The organism is Stenotrophomonas sp. 05N37, assembly GCF_056397365.1.
On record NZ_JBFTNG010000001.1, the window covers coordinates 134,658 to 150,167 of the forward strand.

At 66.3% G+C, this 15,510-nt stretch carries 15 protein-coding genes and 1 tRNA gene; 9 read left to right on the top strand and 7 right to left on the bottom strand.

Features of this window, described 5'->3' with window-relative positions:
- The first annotated feature begins 39 nt into the window (after nt 1–39).
- From AC1DGC_RS00620 to AC1DGC_RS00630, 3 genes are all read left to right on the top strand, one after another.
- Nucleotides 40–1,542 (top strand): DUF1254 domain-containing protein, encoded by a 1,503-nt coding sequence (locus AC1DGC_RS00620; RefSeq protein WP_478046998.1) that lies wholly within the window; start codon nt 40–42, stop codon nt 1,540–1,542.
- Between the two features lie 589 nt (nt 1,543–2,131).
- Nucleotides 2,132–2,632, top strand: coding sequence for a DUF4189 domain-containing protein (locus AC1DGC_RS00625; RefSeq protein WP_478046999.1), 501 nt, complete (start codon nt 2,132–2,134; stop codon nt 2,630–2,632).
- A gap of 61 nt (nt 2,633–2,693) precedes the next feature.
- Complete coding sequence (locus AC1DGC_RS00630) at nt 2,694–3,140, top strand: lysozyme inhibitor LprI family protein (RefSeq protein ID WP_259203117.1); 447 nt, start codon at nt 2,694–2,696, stop codon at nt 3,138–3,140.
- Between the two features lie 349 nt (nt 3,141–3,489).
- Here the strand turns inward: AC1DGC_RS00630 and AC1DGC_RS00635 are convergent.
- Together AC1DGC_RS00635 and AC1DGC_RS00640 are read right to left on the bottom strand one after the other, a co-directional pair.
- Nucleotides 3,490–3,579 (bottom strand) — tRNA-Ser (locus tag AC1DGC_RS00635).
- Between the two features lie 155 nt (nt 3,580–3,734).
- A complete protein-coding gene (locus AC1DGC_RS00640) occupies nt 3,735–4,727 on the bottom strand; it encodes a LysR substrate-binding domain-containing protein (protein ID WP_256774489.1) in 993 nt (330 codons plus the stop codon).
- 125 nt (nt 4,728–4,852) lie between these two features.
- Here AC1DGC_RS00640 and AC1DGC_RS00645 point away from each other — a divergent pair, with 125 nt between their 5' ends.
- Together AC1DGC_RS00645 and AC1DGC_RS00650 are read left to right on the top strand one after the other, a co-directional pair.
- Nucleotides 4,853–5,434, top strand: coding sequence for an FMN-dependent NADH-azoreductase (locus AC1DGC_RS00645; RefSeq protein WP_394163391.1), 582 nt, complete (start codon nt 4,853–4,855; stop codon nt 5,432–5,434).
- Between the two features lie 204 nt (nt 5,435–5,638).
- Entirely contained in the window at nt 5,639–5,992 is a 354-nt protein-coding gene (locus tag AC1DGC_RS00650) for an SH3 domain-containing protein (RefSeq protein ID WP_449334612.1), read from the top strand.
- A gap of 611 nt (nt 5,993–6,603) precedes the next feature.
- Here the strand turns inward: AC1DGC_RS00650 and serS are convergent.
- Nucleotides 6,604–7,884: a serine--tRNA ligase gene (gene serS / locus AC1DGC_RS00655; RefSeq protein ID WP_394163389.1), complete on the bottom strand. Its 1,281-nt coding sequence runs from the start codon at nt 7,882–7,884 to the stop codon at nt 6,604–6,606.
- Nucleotides 7,885–8,018: 134 nt separating this feature from the next.
- Here serS and AC1DGC_RS00660 point away from each other — a divergent pair, with 134 nt between their 5' ends.
- Together AC1DGC_RS00660 and AC1DGC_RS00665 are read left to right on the top strand one after the other, a co-directional pair.
- Nucleotides 8,019–8,651: an energy transducer TonB gene (locus AC1DGC_RS00660; protein WP_478047000.1), complete on the top strand. Its 633-nt coding sequence runs from the start codon at nt 8,019–8,021 to the stop codon at nt 8,649–8,651.
- Between the two features lie 157 nt (nt 8,652–8,808).
- Entirely contained in the window at nt 8,809–9,390 is a 582-nt protein-coding gene (locus AC1DGC_RS00665; protein WP_449335310.1) for an energy transducer TonB, read from the top strand.
- A gap of 314 nt (nt 9,391–9,704) precedes the next feature.
- Here the strand turns inward: AC1DGC_RS00665 and aroA are convergent, their stop codons facing one another.
- From aroA to AC1DGC_RS00685, 4 genes are all read right to left on the bottom strand, one after another.
- Nucleotides 9,705–11,018, bottom strand: coding sequence for a 3-phosphoshikimate 1-carboxyvinyltransferase (aroA, locus tag AC1DGC_RS00670; RefSeq protein ID WP_478047001.1), 1,314 nt, complete (start codon nt 11,016–11,018; stop codon nt 9,705–9,707).
- 117 nt (nt 11,019–11,135) lie between these two features.
- Nucleotides 11,136–12,344 (bottom strand): prephenate dehydratase, encoded by a 1,209-nt coding sequence (pheA, locus tag AC1DGC_RS00675; RefSeq protein WP_394163381.1) that lies wholly within the window; start codon nt 12,342–12,344, stop codon nt 11,136–11,138.
- Nucleotides 12,345–12,397: 53 nt separating this feature from the next.
- Complete coding sequence (gene serC, locus AC1DGC_RS00680; protein WP_478047002.1) at nt 12,398–13,483, bottom strand: 3-phosphoserine/phosphohydroxythreonine transaminase; 1,086 nt, start codon at nt 13,481–13,483, stop codon at nt 12,398–12,400.
- Between the two features lie 158 nt (nt 13,484–13,641).
- A complete protein-coding gene (locus AC1DGC_RS00685; RefSeq protein ID WP_394163377.1) occupies nt 13,642–14,442 on the bottom strand; it encodes an FHA domain-containing protein in 801 nt (266 codons plus the stop codon).
- A gap of 120 nt (nt 14,443–14,562) precedes the next feature.
- Here AC1DGC_RS00685 and AC1DGC_RS00690 point away from each other — a divergent pair, with 120 nt between their 5' ends.
- Together AC1DGC_RS00690 and AC1DGC_RS00695 are read left to right on the top strand one after the other, a co-directional pair.
- Nucleotides 14,563–14,838: a polyhydroxyalkanoic acid system family protein gene (locus tag AC1DGC_RS00690; RefSeq protein WP_259203130.1), complete on the top strand. Its 276-nt coding sequence runs from the start codon at nt 14,563–14,565 to the stop codon at nt 14,836–14,838.
- Nucleotides 14,839–14,935: 97 nt separating this feature from the next.
- Nucleotides 14,936–15,436: a phasin family protein gene (locus AC1DGC_RS00695; RefSeq protein ID WP_259203131.1), complete on the top strand. Its 501-nt coding sequence runs from the start codon at nt 14,936–14,938 to the stop codon at nt 15,434–15,436.
- The last annotated feature ends 74 nt before the right edge of the window (nt 15,437–15,510 follow it).

A 15,510-nucleotide genomic window follows, 5' to 3' on the forward strand; every position in this document is an offset into this window, starting at 1 on the left:
GACCTATGTCGGCGAACCAGACCCCCCAGGAGAGACCACATGCGCGACCATCGAATTCCATCCGCTCCGGGGATCGGGATGCTCCTTGCCCTCGCCGGCTGCATGACACTCAGTGCCTGCAGCGAGCGGGCATCGTCCGACAAAGAGAAGGATACGGCCACCCCCGCGGGCCAATCGGCTGCGCCCGCGCAAGCGCCGGCAGACGCCTCGGCATTGGAGGAGGCGAAGACGACCGCGAGGGACGCCTATGTGTACGGTGTCCCGATGGTGGACACCTACAAGACCGTCTATGCGTTCAACGTCGACACCGCCAACCCGCAGTACAAGGGCCCGTTCAACTCCATTCTGAACATCGCCCGGGTGTTCACCCCCGACGACACCGCCTTCGTCACGCCCAACTCGGACACGCCCTACTCCTTCGCCATGCTGGATCTGCGCGCGGAGCCGGTCGTCATCACGGTGCCGAAGATGGCGAAGGACCGCTACTTCGTTTTCCAGCTGATGGATCTCTACACCTTCAATTTCGACTACATCGGCAGCCGCGCAACCGGGAATGACGGCGGCAACTTCCTTGTCGCCGGGCCGGCATGGAAGGGCGAGGCACCCAAAGGCATTACCAAGGTGATCCGGTCTGAAACCGATCTCGTCAGCGTGGTCGGGCGCACGCAACTGTTCAACGCCGCGGACCTGGAGAACGTGAAGAAGATACAGGCCGGCTACAAGGTGCAGCCCTTGTCAGCGTTCGCGGGAACGCCACCGCCGCCGCCGGCCCCTGCCGTCGAATGGATCAAGCCAACGCCGCCTGCGCAGGACAGGACGTCGCTGGAGTTCTTCAACCAGCTGGCGTTCCTGCTGCAGTTCGCGCAGCCCCCGCATCCCAGCGAATCTGCCCTGCGTGCGCGTTTTGCCAAGTTGGGTATCGAGCCTGGCAAACCATTCGATGCCAACCGGCTGCCGCCGCCGATGCAGGCCGCGCTCAAGGAGGGCATGGCCGAGGGGCAGAAGCAGATCGATGACAGGCGCGCGTCGCTGGGAGGAAGGACCGATGCCCTGTTCGGCAACCGGGACTTCCTGAAGAACGACTACGTCGCCCGTGCCACCGGCACCCAGGTGGGCATCGGCGCGAACTCCCGCGAAGAGGCGATGTATCCGATTCTGGACAAGGATTCCGACGGGCAACCGCTGGACGGCAGCAAAGGCGCATACACGCTGCGCTTCGCCAAGGACCAATTGCCGCCCGTGGACGCGTTCTGGTCGGTCACCATGTATGGCTTGCCGCAGCAGTTGCTGGTCAAGAATCCGATCAACCGCTATCTCATCAACTCGCCGATGTTGCCGGGCTTGAAAAAAGATGCAGATGGCGGTTTGACGATTTACATCCAGGCCCAGTCACCTGGTAAGGAAAAGCAGGCCAATTGGCTGCCGGCACCCAGCGGGCCGTTCGTGATGTTCATGCGCTACTACCGTCCCAAGCCGGCGTTGCTGGATGGCCACTGGGAAACCCCCGCTGTGACCAGGACGCAAGGCAGCGATGGGCAATGACTGCGGTCCCAACGATCCCGTCGACCGCTCGCCCAGATCCGGCATACAGGCGAGCACCGCCTGGCGGCCCATGGGGATGCGCTGGACAGAGGGCCAGCGACCGGTTGGAGACTGAGTGACATTGAGGAGTATGCGTATGCGAGTGTTTCCTCGACGCGCCGCCTTCTCTCCACTCCGCCACACTCAATTGATCGTTTTCAAAATCACTGCATTATGCGCGAACAAGGAAAAGGCTTGGATCGGATCACACTTGATCCGATCCAAGCCTTTCAAACCGGTGCAGAAGGCCTGTTCGGCAGGTTTCCTCTCAATATTCCGTGGAACGGTTGTCGCATCGGCGCAGGGCACTGGTGGCCCGGTCGGTTGCCGGGCCTCTTTCGGCCGCTTGACTGCTATTGGTCTATCGACGAAGAATGACGGTCTTGGAGAGTGAGCACTACCTGACGCCGGTGACCGGAAGGACGTGCACAGCCACTGGCTGAAGCGGTCAAGCGACGGTCACGACACGTTGGCGGTGGAGGGTTCAACTGTCCAATCAATCGCCCGCTCAGGATGCCATCGGGCCACATCAACGCGAAGGAGTTCGTACTTGAAGCGTGTCAGTGGTTTAGGCGCACTACTTTGGCTTTCGTGTGTCAGCGCTGGCGCGCATGCCGAAGGAAACTGCCCCGCAGGTTTTTACCCGATTGGCGGACGCGCGACTGCAGGATGCGCTCCTATTCCGGGTAATGGCGGAGGACACCAGCAAGCATCCAAACCTCCAGCGCCTGTGTGGGAGGACCGCTGGGGTGCGATTGCAGGCGACAAGCCACAAGGCATTCTCGGTTTCTCGACCGGGTTCCCGAGTGAACCTGCCGCACAGCAAGCAGCGTTGGCTGACTGCGCGTCGAAAGGCGGCAGCAGCTGCAAGATCGAGAACTCCTACAAGAACGGCTGCACAGCAATGATTGTTGGCGAACGGGTATACAACATCGCGTCCAGAGCGACCGTGGATGAAGCGATTGCATCCGGCATTCAAAAATGCGAAGAGGTCGACAGGAATTGCGTGGCTTCGTATAGTGCATGCAGTCCCCCAGTCCGCATCCGCTAGCTGAAAGCTTCGAACAAAAATAATTTTTCTTGACGCATTGTACGGACGGAAATCTCCCCGCATGAGAACAAAAACCAGACTTTTCACCCTCAGCCTTGCACTCATCATGTATGGATCGGGCGCGCAAGCGTATGAAAGCACCGCTCAGGTCATCAAACGTCAAGCGCCCGCAGGCATTAGCAATGTGTTCTATGGCTGCGTTGAAAAGGCGGAGTCAGACAACATCGCACTTGCTGCATGTCAATCTGCGGAGAAGAAGCGACAAGACGCGCGATTGAACGCTGCTTACAATTCGCTGCTCAGCAAGCAGCGTGGTACGGCCAAGGACACTCTGATCCGCGCCGAACGCGCCTGGCTCGATTTCCACAGCACCAGCAATGCCTTTGAGGCGTCACTCTATGGCAGCGAAACGGTGAGCAGCTTTCAAGTCATGCAGCGAGAAATTTTCCGTCTCTGCGAACGCGCCAATGTTCTGGAAGAGTACGTATCGATCGCAAACGATCGGTAGCCGCAACGTGTCATTCAATGGAACAGCCCAGCGCCCATCAGAGTGACAACGTCGCCAGCATCCCCCGACATCGATACTCGCGATGTCAACTCGGTTGCCGGCGCCAATTATTTCGTTGTGGATCGCGGCGCCGAGGGATGCTCCTCCTCTCACCTGTCCGTCGCAGCTTGATCAGCCGGCAATCGAACCCGGCTTGCAGATCAACAGAGACTCGCTGGACAAATGACCAGCGGCCGGTCGCAGATCGGCTCAGGTGATGGGGGTGCACATGCGAGTGCTCTCTCTGCATGCTTCCTGCCTCCCCGTCAAAATCAAGATTTTAATTTCAAATCAATGATTTAAGAGGCAGTGGCGGAGAGAGTGGGATTCGAACCCACGGAAGGTTTGACCCTTCGCCGGTTTTCAAGACCGGTGCCTTAAACCGCTCGGCCATCTCTCCGTATCGGAAACGCTGTCCGCGCCCCGCGTGCCCAGGTCATTGCCACCCGGGCATCCGGTCGGGGCGTCGCCCCTCCCGGCATTGCTCCCCGGCATGGGCCGGGGGTCGCATTCTCGCATTTCAGGTGGGGTTTGCCCACCCGGCCGGTGTCGGGCTCAGCCCGCATCCACCGCCAACGCACCCAGCGCACTGGCCTTGATCTTCTCCTTGGCCCGCTCGCACGCGCCTCCGCAATCGAGGCGCGAGGCCTCCAGTTGCGGCGGCAGATGTTCGGCCAGGAAATCGATGAACACACGCACCGCCGGCAGCAGGCCGCGGCGCGAGGCGAACACGGCGTGGCACACGCCCTGCGGCAGCGACCATTCCGGCAGCACCACTTCCAGCTCGCCACTGCGCACGGCGTCGGCGCAGACGGTTTCGGGCAGCATGGTGATGCCGAAGCCGTCCTTGACCATGCTCTGCAGCAGCGGGAAGTCGAAACCGGCCACGCGCGGCTGCAGGTCCACCCGGCGTACCGCGCCTTCGGGGCCATGGAGTTCCCAGCGCTGGCGGGCTTCGTCCTCGCTGATGCTCAGGGTGACGTGATTGGCCAGTTCGTCCGGGTCCTTGGGGCGGCCGGCGCGATCGAGGTATTTCGGGCTGGCCACCAGCAGTTCCTGCACCTGGCCGAAGCTGCGCATGACCAGGCTGCCGTCATCGTCCAGCCGCGAGCGCACGCGCAGGGCGACGTCATAGCCTTCGTTGATGATGTCCACGCGGCGATTGCTGATGTTCAGCTGCAGCCGCACCTTGGGGTACTGGGCCAGGAACTTGGGCAGCAGCTTGGGCAGCTGCATCTGCGCCAGCGACACCGGCACGCTGGCGCGCACCAGGCCGCGTGGCTCGGCGCTGAGCCGGTCCACCACTTCGCGCGCGGCCTGGGCCTCGGCGAGCATGGTCTGGGCGTGGCGGTGCACGCTGGTGCCGACGTCAGTCACCGCGAAGCGGCGCGTGGAGCGCTGCAGCAGGCGCACGCCCAGGTCGGTTTCGAGCTGGCTGATACGGCGGCTCAGGCGGGATTTGGGGATGCCCAGCGCGCGCTCGGCGGCGGCGAAACCGCCGTGGTCGACCACCATGGCGAAGTAGTAGAGATCGTTGAGGTCTTGCATACCGAAGTTCCAGATATAGAACAATACGTGGTATTCAACCACCTTTATCCCAGTCAAGCAACAACCTAACCTGTTCTTCGTCGGCGGCGCCTTGCCCGCCCCTCCCCAGATAACAGGTGACTGCCATGAAGCTTCTTCACATCGATGCCAGCGTCCTTGGCGACAACTCGGTTTCCCGCCAGCTCTCGGCCGCCGTGGTCCAGCAGTGGCGCGACCAGGTGCCGGGCCTGGAAGTGACCTACCGCGACCTGGACGCCCAGCCTGTAGCGCACCTGCGCAGCAGTTCGTTTGCCCAGACCGACGCGGCTGAAGTGGCGGACGCGGCGCTGGTGCTGGAGCAGTTCCTGGCCGCCGACGTGGTGGTTATCGGCTCCCCAATGTACAACTTCAGCGTGGCCTCCACCCTCAAGGCGTGGATCGACCGACTGGCGGTGGCCGGCAAGACCTTCAAGTACACCGAAAACGGCCCGGTGGGCCTGGCCGGCGGCAAGCGCGTGATCGTGGCCAGCAGCCGCGGCGGCCTGCACACCGGCGCCCCGACCGACTTCCAGGACCCCTATCTGCGCCAGGTGTTCGCGTTCTTCGGCATCGACGACGTGGAATTCGTGCGCGCCGAGGGCATCGCCTATTCGCCGCAGCACCGCACCGATGCCATCGCGCAGGCGCTGGCCGCGCTGCCGCAGCCGCGTGAGCTGGCCGCTGCCTGACGCCTCTCAACCCCACGCCACTCCCTCCCCCTCGTCGTGGTGGCGTGGTGCGCAGCGCCGGTTCCCTCTCCCTTGCCGGCGTTGTGCCTGATGGCCCCTTTTGGGGCCATCTTTTTTTTCGATGATGCAAGTGCGACGGCGGTGCTGTGCGCCCTACAGCGGCAGGCCTAGGCTGATGGGCTCGCCGTGTTGGAGGGTCCGTCCATGCGCTACCTCGTGATTGCTCCGCACCGGAGCGCGTTTCCGCACCCGTTGGCGCTTGAGCGCGGGCAGGCGCTGGAGGTAGGCGAGCGCTACCAGGGCACCGAAGCCTGGGACGATTGGTACCTGTGCAGGGTGCCCGGGCAGGCGCCAGGCTGGGTGCCGGCGCAGATGATCGGGCGCGATGCGCAGGGGCGCGCCTTCGCGCAGGAGGCGTACTGCGCCCGCGAGCTGGACGTGGACCCGGACCAGGCGCTGCTGGGCAGGCGTGTGGTCAATGGCTGGGCGTGGTGTGTGCCGGCCGAAGGCGGGGTTGAAGGCTGGGTACCGCTGCGGGTGCTGCAGGCAATGAATTAGACCCCGTAGAGCCACCCCATGGGTGGCTGCACGTGGTGCCCGAACAGTACGCAGCCACGCATGGCGTGGCTCTACGATTCTCGACACCCCGGTTGCAGGATAGCCCCGTAGAGCCACCCCATGGGTGGCTGCACGTGGTGCCCTAACGATACGCAGCCACGCATGGCGTGGCTCTACGATTCTCGACACCCCGGTTGCAGGATCGCCGCGTAGAGCCACCCCATGGGTGGCTGCACGTGGTGCCCCAACGATACGCAGCCACGCATGGCGTGGCTCTACGAATCTCGCCACCCCGGTTGCAGGATCGCCCCGTAGAGCCACCCCATGGGTGGCTGCACGTGGTGCCCGAACGTTGCGCAACCACGCATGGCGTGGCTCTACGAATCTCGACACCCCGGTTGCAGGATCACCGGTAGAGCCACCCCATGGGTGGCTGCACGTGGTGCCCGAACGATACGCAGCCACGCATGGCGTGGCTCTACGATTCTCGGCACGGTTGCAGGATCGCCTGTAGAGCCACCCCATGGGTGGCTGGACGCGGCACCCGAACGACACGCGGTGCGCAGCCGGTGCCCCAAAAAAAACCCGCCTTCCGGCGGGTTCTTCGTGGATCAGGCGATGGTGTCCAGGCCGCCCATGTAGGGCTTGAGCGCGTCCGGTACGGTGATGCTGCCGTCGGCGTTCTGGTAGTTCTCCATCACCGCGATCATCGCGCGGCCCACGGCCACGCCGGAGCCATTGAGGGTGTGCAGCAGTTCGGGCTTGCTGGTCTCCGGGTTGCGCCAGCGGGCCTGCATGCGGCGGGCCTGGAAATCGCCACAGTTGGAGCACGAGGAGATCTCGCGGTAGGTGTCCTGCGAGGGCAGCCACACTTCCAGGTCGTAGGTCTTCACCGCCGAGAAGCCCATGTCGCCGGTGCACAGCAGCACCTTGCGGTACGGCAGGCCGAGCTTTTCCAGCACCACTTCGGCACAGCGGGTCATGCGCTGGTGTTCGTCGTCGCTCTGCGCCGGGGTGCAGGCGGCCACCAGTTCCACCTTCTCGAACTGGTGCTGGCGAATCATGCCGCGCACGTCGCGACCGCCGCTGCCGGCTTCAGCGCGGAAGCACAGCGAGTGGGCAGTCATGCGCAGCGGCAGCTGGTCGGCGTCGATGATGTCATCGCGCACGATGTTGGTCAGCGGCACTTCCGAGGTGGGGATCAGGTAGCGCGTGGACTCGCCCACCGCGGTCTTGAACAGGTCGTCCTCGAACTTGGGCAGCTGGCTGGTGCCGCGCAGCGAGTCGGCGTTCACCAGCGCCGGCACGTTGGTTTCTTCGTAGCCGTGCTCGCCGGTGTGCAGGTCGAGCATGAACTGCGCCAGCGCGCGGTGCAGGCGGGCGATCGGGCCGCGCAGCACGGTGAAGCGCGAGCCGGACAGCTTGGCGGCGGTCTCACCGTCCAGCCAGCGGTTGCGGGCGCCCAGCTCGACGTGGTCGAGCACGGGGAAGTCGAACGTGCGCGGGGTGCCCCAGCGCTTCTGCTCCACGTTCTCGGTCTCGTCCTTGCCGGCCGGCACGTCCTCGGCCGGCAGGTTCGGGATGCCCAGGGCGATGGCTTCGATCTTGTCGCGCAGTTCGTCCAGGGCCACTTCCGAGGCCTTCAGCTCGTCGGCGAAGGCGGCCACTTCGGCCATGATCGCCGAGACGTCTTCGCCCTTGGCCTTGGCCTGCCCAATGGCCTTGGAACGGCTGTTGCGCAGGCTCTGCAACTCCTGGGTCCGCACCTGGATGCGCTTGCGATCGGCCTCCAGCGACTCCAGCCCGGACACATCCAGCTCGAAACCGCGCGAGGTGCGCAGGCGTTCGGCAAGGTCGGCGGGGTGTTGGCGAAGCAGGGCTGGATCAAGCATGGCGGTGGCAGGTGGGTTCGGGTACGGAGGGGGATTATCGCCTGTTACGCGGATTTCTGCCGCCCACGGGCGGCCATGTACCCCTCAGTCATTGCCGGCGTGGCAGAATCGGGCTGTTCACAACGGTATGGCTCATGTCCGCTTCCCGCTCTACGTCTGGCAAGAACATCACCTTCCACCTGCCCCGCCGCAGCCTGATGATCGCCGGTATCGCCTTCGGCGTCGGCATCGCGCTGTTCCTGGTGGTGTGGCTGAGCAGCCGCAACGACGAGTTCTACAAGGCCGGCCCGGCGGCCACGCCGCAGCAGGTGGCCGAGATCGAGCCGCTGCCCGAGCCACTCCCGGCCGCCGCCGGCTCCAGCGACATGCCCGATGCCAAGGCCCCCCCGGCGGGCGAGGACACGCCGCAGCTGGTGGAAACCGCGCCGCCGGCACCGCCGGCCGCCGCGCCGGCACCGGTAGCCGAGGCTGCCCCGGCAGCCGCCGCGGCCGGTGACCGCCCGCAACCGATCGCCGAGCAGTCGCCGCCGCCCTCCTACCCGCCCGCCGCATTGCGCCGGGGCGACTCCGGCAGCGTGGTAGTGCGCGTGGACGTGGATGCCACCGGCTATCCGTCCAACGTGACGATCATCCAGCGCAGCGGTTCACGCGATCTTGACCGCGCGGCCGCCGAGGCGGTGCGCCGCTGGCGCTTCCATCCGGCACAGAGCAATGGCCAGCCGGTGCCGGGCAGCATTGAAGTGCCGTTCGACTTCAAGCCGCAGTAACGCCCGCTTCGCCCGGTCCTCACGTGGGCCGGTTGGGCAAGGGCTCATCAAGCTGAACCTCGTCGGGAATGCAGTCGCCGCGTTGACGTTGCGCTGACACACCGGCAACCGTGCACGGGCAAGACTGCGGCTGTCACAACAACACCAGGAGTCAGCCATGAGTGTTACCCATGCCCAGGACATGCACGCTTCGCCGCACAACCAGCGCGACGTGACCGATGAACCCGCCCGCCGTGGCACTTCGCCGTGGTTGTGGATGGCGCTGATCGTGGCGATGTTTGCCGCCGCGCTGGTCTGGTTGCGCTACGCCAACCCCGATGACACCAGCACGGCGCCCGTCGGCGAGCGCATGCTGCCGGCGACCGAGACCCCGGTTGCCACGACGGCTCCGGCCCCGGCCGCACGCCAGGCCGCACCGGCCAATACCGCCCAGCGCAAGGCCACCCCGGTGGTGCGCAACCGCGAGGCGCGCCCGTTGGCCAGCAACACCAAGCCGACCTACCCCGCCTCGGCGCTGCGCAATGGCGTGCAGGGCAGCGTGGTGGCCAGCTTGAACGTGGACCCGCGTGGCCACGTGACCGACGCCAGCATCGTGCAGCGTACCGGTTCGCGTGATCGCGATCTGGACCGTTCGGTGCTCAACACTGTGCGCGAGTGGCAGTTCGAGCCGGCCATGAACAATGGTCGTGCCGTGGCCAGTGTGGTGCGCGTGCCGGTGGATTTCCGCACCGAGCGTTAAGCGGGTGCGTTGAGGCGTAACGAAAAAGGGAGGCCATTGGCCTCCCTTTTTCGTGGTGGATCGCATTTGGCTGCTGAGGATGCGCATGCAGCGCGCAGCGGTAATGCATTGCGCACCGGTGATGCATAACGCATCGGTAGTGCCGAGCCATGCTCGGCAAGCAGGTGTGCAGGAAACAAAGCGCAGGGGCAAAGGAACAGAAGCGGGAGCGGGAGCAGACCAGGAGCAAAAGCGAAAAGCGAAAAGCGAAAAGCGAAAAGCGAAAAGCGAAAAGCAGCCGAGCATGGCTCGGCTCTACCGGGCTTTCTCCCCTGTCAGCCTTGGCGCAGCCCGAATCCTGCACCCGTGGCCAGCCCGTCGAAATCCGGGAACGAGGTGGCCACGTTGGCGATGTCATTCACCCGGACCTCGCCGCTGCTGAGCTGGCCGGCGATGGCGAACGCCATGGCGATGCGGTGGTCGCCGTGGCTTTCGATCGTGCCGCTGCCCAGTACCGCGCCGCCATGGATGGTGGCGCCGTCGTCGGTTTCGTCCACCTGCACGCCCAGCGTGCGCAGGCCGGTAGCCATGGCCGCGAGGCGGTCGGATTCCTTGACACGCAGTTCGGCCGCGCCGCGTACCACGGTGTTGCCCTGCGCGGCCGCGGCTGCGACGAACAGCGCCGGGAACTCGTCGATCATGTCCGGCACCAGCGCTTCGGGAATCTCCGCCCCATGCAGCGGGGCGTAACGCACCACCAGATCGGCGACCGCTTCACCGCCCTGCTCGGCATGGTTCTCTTCGCTGATGTCCGCGCCCATCAGCCGCAGCGCGGCCAACAGGCCGGTGCGGCGCGGGTTGAGGCCCACCGCGCGCAGGCGCAGTTCGGAACCGGGAATGATGCTGGCAGCCACCAGGAAGAACGCGGCGGACGAGAAATCGGCCGGCACCACGATGTCGGTGGCGCGCAGACGCTGGCCGCCACGCAGGCTGGCCTTGCCGGGCGAAAACGCGATGTCCACGCCGAAGGCGCGCAGCATGCGCTCGCTGTAGTCGCGGGTGGGGTGCGGCTCGCTGACCGAGGTCTCGCCATCCGCATACAGGCCGGCCAGCAGCACGGCCGATTTGACCTGCGCGCTGGCCACCGGCGAGGCGAATTCGATGCCGGTGAGCGACTGGCCGCCGTGCACGCGCAGCGGCGGGGTGCCATCGGCGTCGGTATCGATCTTCGCGCCCATCAGCGCCAGCGGCCCGGTGACCCGGCGCATCGGCCGGCGCGACAGCGATTCGTCGCCCACCATGACGCTGTCGAACGGCTGCGCGGCCAGCAGGCCGGCGAGCAGGCGCATGCCGGTGCCGGCATTGCCGCAGTCCAGCGGTGCGCTCGGCGCCTTCAGGCCGTCCACGCCCACGCCATGCACCACGCGCTGCGACGGCGACGGGGTATCGATGCGCACGCCCATCTGGGCAAAGATGGCGGCGGTGGCGCGGGTGTCTTCGCCTTCCAGGAAGCCGTCGATGTGCGAGACGCCATCGGCCAGCGCGGCGAACATCACCGAGCGGTGCGAGACGGACTTGTCGCCGGGAATGGTCAGGCTGCCCTGCAGGGGCTGGCCCTTGTGGGCGATCCAGTACGGTGAAGCAGTCATCGGGAATCCTAGAGGGCGGGCCGCCGCGGCGGCGATGCAACGGTGTGCGGGAGTGGCCTCGGCACCCGCGGGGGCGCCGGGCCGGGCGTAGCGCGCAACGCGGCTACGCCACCTGGATCACGGGATGGCGACCGGATAGGAGCCAAGGATCTTGATCTGCGCCGAGTGCGCCTTGAGTTCGGCCAGCGCGGCCTGCATGGCCTCGTCTTCGACATGGCCGGCCAGGTCGATGAAGAAGCCGTACTCCCACTTGGCGTTGTGCGAGGGGCGCGACTCGATGCGGTTCATGCTGATGCCGTGGCGGGCGAACGGGCTGAGCACGTCGAACAGCGCACCGGGCTTGTCATGGATGAACACCAGCACCGAGGTGCGGTCGTGGCCGGAACTGGGGAAGATGTTGCGGCCGACCACCAGGAAGCGCGTGGTGTTGTCCGCATCGTTCTGGATCGGCTTGGTCACCACCTTCTTCAGGCCGTACACGTGCCCGGCGCTCTCACCGCCGATGGCGGCGGCGTCGTCGGCATTGCGCGCGCGGCGGGCACCTTCGGCATTGCTGGAAACCGGGATCTTCTCGGCCTTGGGCAGGTGCGCGCGCAGCCACGAGGAGGTCTGCATGAACGACTGCGGGTGGCCGTAGACGCGCTCGACATCTTCCAGCCGGCCACTGCGCGACATCAGGTACTGCTGCACGCGCAGTTCCACTTCGCCGCAGATCTTCAGGTTGGAGGTGAGGAACATGTCCAGGGTGATCTGGATGGTGCCCTGCCCCGAGTTTTCCACCGGCACCACGCCGAAATCGGCGTTGCCCGCTTCCACTTCCTGGAACACCTCTTCGATGCTGGCCAGCGGCAGGCCCAGCGCCGAGCGGCCGAAGTGCTTGAGCACGGCCTGCTGGCTGAAGGTGCCTTCCGGGCCAAGGTAGCCGATCTTCAACGGCTCCTGCTGGGCCAGGCAGGCCGACATGATTTCGCGGTACACATGGACCAGCACTTCGTCGCTGAGCGGGCCTTCGTTGCGGTCCACCACCATGCGCAGCACCTGCGCTTCGCGCTCGGGGCGGTAGTAATCCACGGCGGCGGCGAGCTTGCCCTTGGCCTTGCCGACCTGGTGGGCGAAATTGGCGCGCTCGGCGATCAGCGCCTGGATGCTGCGGTCGATGTGGTCGATCTTGGCGCGCACGTCCGACAGCACCGGCGCGGGCGGCGCGGCATCGGGCTTGACCGCAGGCGTGGCGTCCGGCGTGGCCTTGGCGGCGGCCTGGGACTTGGTCGGCGCGGGCTTGGCGGTCTTGGCCTTGGCGACGGGCTTGGCGGGTTGTTTGGCCATCAGGGGATTCCAGGTGCAGTGGGGCGGCATGCGCCCCGGTCGAAACGAATGACTCAGCCGTGTCGCTGCTGGAAGTCGGCCATGAAGGCGGCGAGCGCCTGCGCGCCTTCCACCGGCAGGGCGTTGTACAGCGAGGCACGGATGCCACCGACGGCGGCGTGGCCCTTCAGCGCGAGCAGGCCGGCGGCCTTGGACTCGCTGACGAACCGCGCGTTGAGGGTGTCATCGGGCAGGAAGAACGGGATGTTCATGCGCGAGCGCGCAGCCGGCACCACATCATTGCGGTAGAAGCCGCCGGAGCCGTCGATGGCGCCGTAGACCAGCGCGGCCTTGGCGGCGTTGCGGCGGGCGAACTCCTCCACGCCGCCCTCGGCCAGCATCCACTGGAACACCAGCCCGGCCAGGTACCAGTTCCAGGTGGGCGGGGTGTTGAGCATGGAATCGCGGCCCACGTGCGAGCGGTAATCGAAGATGTCCGCGCGCGGCTGGCCGCTGCGCGCGAGCAGGTCGCGGCGCACGATCACCACCGACACGCCGACCGGGCCGAGGTTCTTCTGCGCGCCGGCGTAGATCAGGCCGTATTTGCTCACATCCAGCGGCTCGCTGGCGATGGAGGAGCTGAAATCGGCGAACAACGGCACCTGGCCCACGTCCGGGGTGTCACGGAACTCGACGCCGTGGATGGTCTCGTTGGCGGTGATGTGCACGTAGGCGGCATCGGTCGAGAGCTCCCAGGTGTCGCGCGCGGGGATGTCGTGGAAGCCGTTGGCTTCGCTGCTGGCGGCGATGTGGACGTTGACGTAGGGCGTGACCTGCTTGATCGCGGTCTTGCCCCAGTGCCCGGTGAGCACGTAGTCCACGGTCTGGCCGGGCTGGGCGAAGTTGAGCGCGAGCAGGGCCTGCTGGGTGGTGGCGCCACCGGCCAGGAACAGCACGGCGTAGTCATCGGGGATGCCGATCAGGCGGCGCAGGTCGGCGTCGGCCTGGGCGGCGACGGCCATGAACTCCGGGCCACGGTGGCTCATTTCGACAATGGAGGCGCCCGCACCGTTCCATTCCAACATCTCTTCCTGCGCCTTGCGCAGGACCGATTCCGGCAGGGTTGCAGGGCCGGCACTGAAATTGAACGCGCGCGTCATGTCACACCTATGGGGCAAGACCCCTAGTATGCCGCAGCGCACCAGGCTTTAGGCCTTGCAGGACCGGGCGAATTTGGTTGCAAACGAATCTATTCGCGGCCCGGTGCTGCAGGCCGTTGGCCCGCCACACGCCCCCTGGGTCGGGGGTGCGATGTCGCTTATCGCGCGCCGAACCAGAGCAGGCCGCTGATCACCGCCGCCAGCAGCAGCGCGCTGGCCAGCAGCCACGGCCAGCGACGCACTCGCCTCGGCTTGGCCGGTGCAGTGACCGGGGTGGGCAGGTCGAGCAGGTCGTCCTCGTCCTCGCTGACGATGCGCACGCGGCTGTCATGCGGCACTTCCAGCACGAAACGGTGCTGGGTGTCGAAGACCAGCTGGTCGCCCGCCTGCAGCCAGCAATGGCGTACGGCCACGCCGTTGACCCGGGTCGACTCGCCGGCGCCGAGGTCGCGCAGCAGGACGCGGTCGCCGTGCAGCTCCAGGCGCGCGTGCTGGGCGGCGAAGGCCGGGTCGTCGATGACGATGTCGGCCTCGGGGCTGCTGCCCACCAGGCGCGGCCGGTCCAGGGTGAAGCTGCGGCCGTGGTGCTGACCGCCGAGCCCGCGCAGCAGGCGCTGCTCGTCGCTGCCGTCGTCGTTGCGCGCGGGCGCCTGAGCCAGCGCCTCGCACTCGCCCTGGATGACCATCTCCACGCCGTCGGCGTACACCGCGTCGCCGGCGCGCAGCATGGCCATGCGCCGCACCGGGCGACCGTTGACGTGGATGCCGCGTATGCCATTGGCGACCTGCAGCCAGAGGCCACGGTCGTCCAGGCAGAACTGGGCCAGCAACAGGTTGCCGACCGCATCACTGCTGAGCCGGACGCTGCCCGAGGCGTGTCGCACGATGCGTTGCACCCCGGGCCGCAGGGGCTGGTCGGGGTGTTGGCGATGGGTGAAGTGAACTAGCAGGTTCTGCACGCGGCGCAAGCCTAGCAGGTTGGATGTCATCGAAGAAGAAGTGTGACGCAGACCTTGGAGTTGCGCGCGAGGATGCGCACAATGCACGCCCTTCCCGCAGCGGCCCGCCAGGAGCCCTTCATGTCCAACATCGATATCCGCCACGCCCATGCCCTGCCCGCCGACGGCGCACGCCAGGCGATCGAAGAGGTGGCGGCCAAGCTCTCCGAGCGCTTCGGCCTGCAGAGCAGCTGGGTCGGCGACGTGCTGAACTTCAACGGTTCCGGCGTGGACGGGGCCATCGAGCTGCAGCCGGGTGCGGTGCGGGTGACCGCCAAGCTGGGCTTCCTGCTGTCGGCGATGAAGGGCATGGTGGAAAGCGAGATCCAGCGCGTGCTGCAGGAAAAGCTCGGCTGAACGGTGCCGCGGGCGCCGATCGCGCCGGCGCGCGCCATCACATCGCGCAAAGCTGGCGCTGATTAGCATCGGGGTGTCCACACACAGGATCCCCCCGATGACCGCACACGACGACTTCGACGACCGCGATACCCGCAGCCCCGACGACAAGCCCTCGCTGCAGGAACAGGCCGAGCGCTTCTCGCGCAAGCTGACCGGCTCGGCCCAGCAGGTGTGGCTGGCCGGGCTGGGCGCCTTCGGTCGCGCCCAGGCCGAGGGCAGCCGCGTCTTCGATACCCTGGTGCGCGAAGGCGAAACCATCGAGGCCCGCAACCGGGAACAGACCGGCGATGCGCCGCGTTGGCGCGACAATGTCGAGGAACACCTCGGCGAGGCCCGCGAAAAGGCGGCCGGCACCTGGGACAAGGTGGAGAAGGCCTTCGACGAGCGGGTGCAGGGCGTGCTCAAGCGCCTGAACATCCCCACCGCCGAGGACGTGGCCGCACTCAATGCCCGGATCGATGCCCTCAACGCCCGGGTCAACCGCGCCGAAGCGCGCAATGCCTCGCCCAATGCGGACCCGGCCCCGGGCACGCACCAGGCCCCCGGCGGCGCCTGACCCGCCGCGCACGCGCTCCATATCGATTGTTGCAAAGCAGCACAACTTTGTTGACAATCGAAATCGACCCGCCA

Excerpts from the sequence above, each read along its gene's own strand:
- AC1DGC_RS00695 (WP_259203131.1), top strand. The coding sequence starts at position 14,936 with ATGACCGCACACGACGACTTCGACGACCGCGATACCCGCAGCCCCGAC.
- AC1DGC_RS00620 (WP_478046998.1), top strand. The coding sequence starts at position 40 with ATGCGCGACCATCGAATTCCATCCGCTCCGGGGATCGGGATGCTCCTT.
- AC1DGC_RS00660 (WP_478047000.1), top strand. The coding sequence starts at position 8,019 with ATGTCCGCTTCCCGCTCTACGTCTGGCAAGAACATCACCTTCCACCTG.
- AC1DGC_RS00650 (WP_449334612.1), top strand. The coding sequence starts at position 5,639 with ATGCGCTACCTCGTGATTGCTCCGCACCGGAGCGCGTTTCCGCACCCG.
- AC1DGC_RS00645 (WP_394163391.1), top strand. The coding sequence starts at position 4,853 with ATGAAGCTTCTTCACATCGATGCCAGCGTCCTTGGCGACAACTCGGTT.
- serS (WP_394163389.1), bottom strand. The coding sequence starts at position 7,884 with ATGCTTGATCCAGCCCTGCTTCGCCAACACCCCGCCGACCTTGCCGAA.
- aroA (WP_478047001.1), bottom strand. The coding sequence starts at position 11,018 with ATGACTGCTTCACCGTACTGGATCGCCCACAAGGGCCAGCCCCTGCAG.
- AC1DGC_RS00665 (WP_449335310.1), top strand. The coding sequence starts at position 8,809 with ATGAGTGTTACCCATGCCCAGGACATGCACGCTTCGCCGCACAACCAG.
- AC1DGC_RS00630 (WP_259203117.1), top strand. The coding sequence starts at position 2,694 with ATGAGAACAAAAACCAGACTTTTCACCCTCAGCCTTGCACTCATCATG.
- pheA (WP_394163381.1), bottom strand. The coding sequence starts at position 12,344 with ATGGCCAAACAACCCGCCAAGCCCGTCGCCAAGGCCAAGACCGCCAAG.
- AC1DGC_RS00690 (WP_259203130.1), top strand. The coding sequence starts at position 14,563 with ATGTCCAACATCGATATCCGCCACGCCCATGCCCTGCCCGCCGACGGC.
- AC1DGC_RS00640 (WP_256774489.1), bottom strand. The coding sequence starts at position 4,727 with ATGCAAGACCTCAACGATCTCTACTACTTCGCCATGGTGGTCGACCAC.
- serC (WP_478047002.1), bottom strand. The coding sequence starts at position 13,483 with ATGACGCGCGCGTTCAATTTCAGTGCCGGCCCTGCAACCCTGCCGGAA.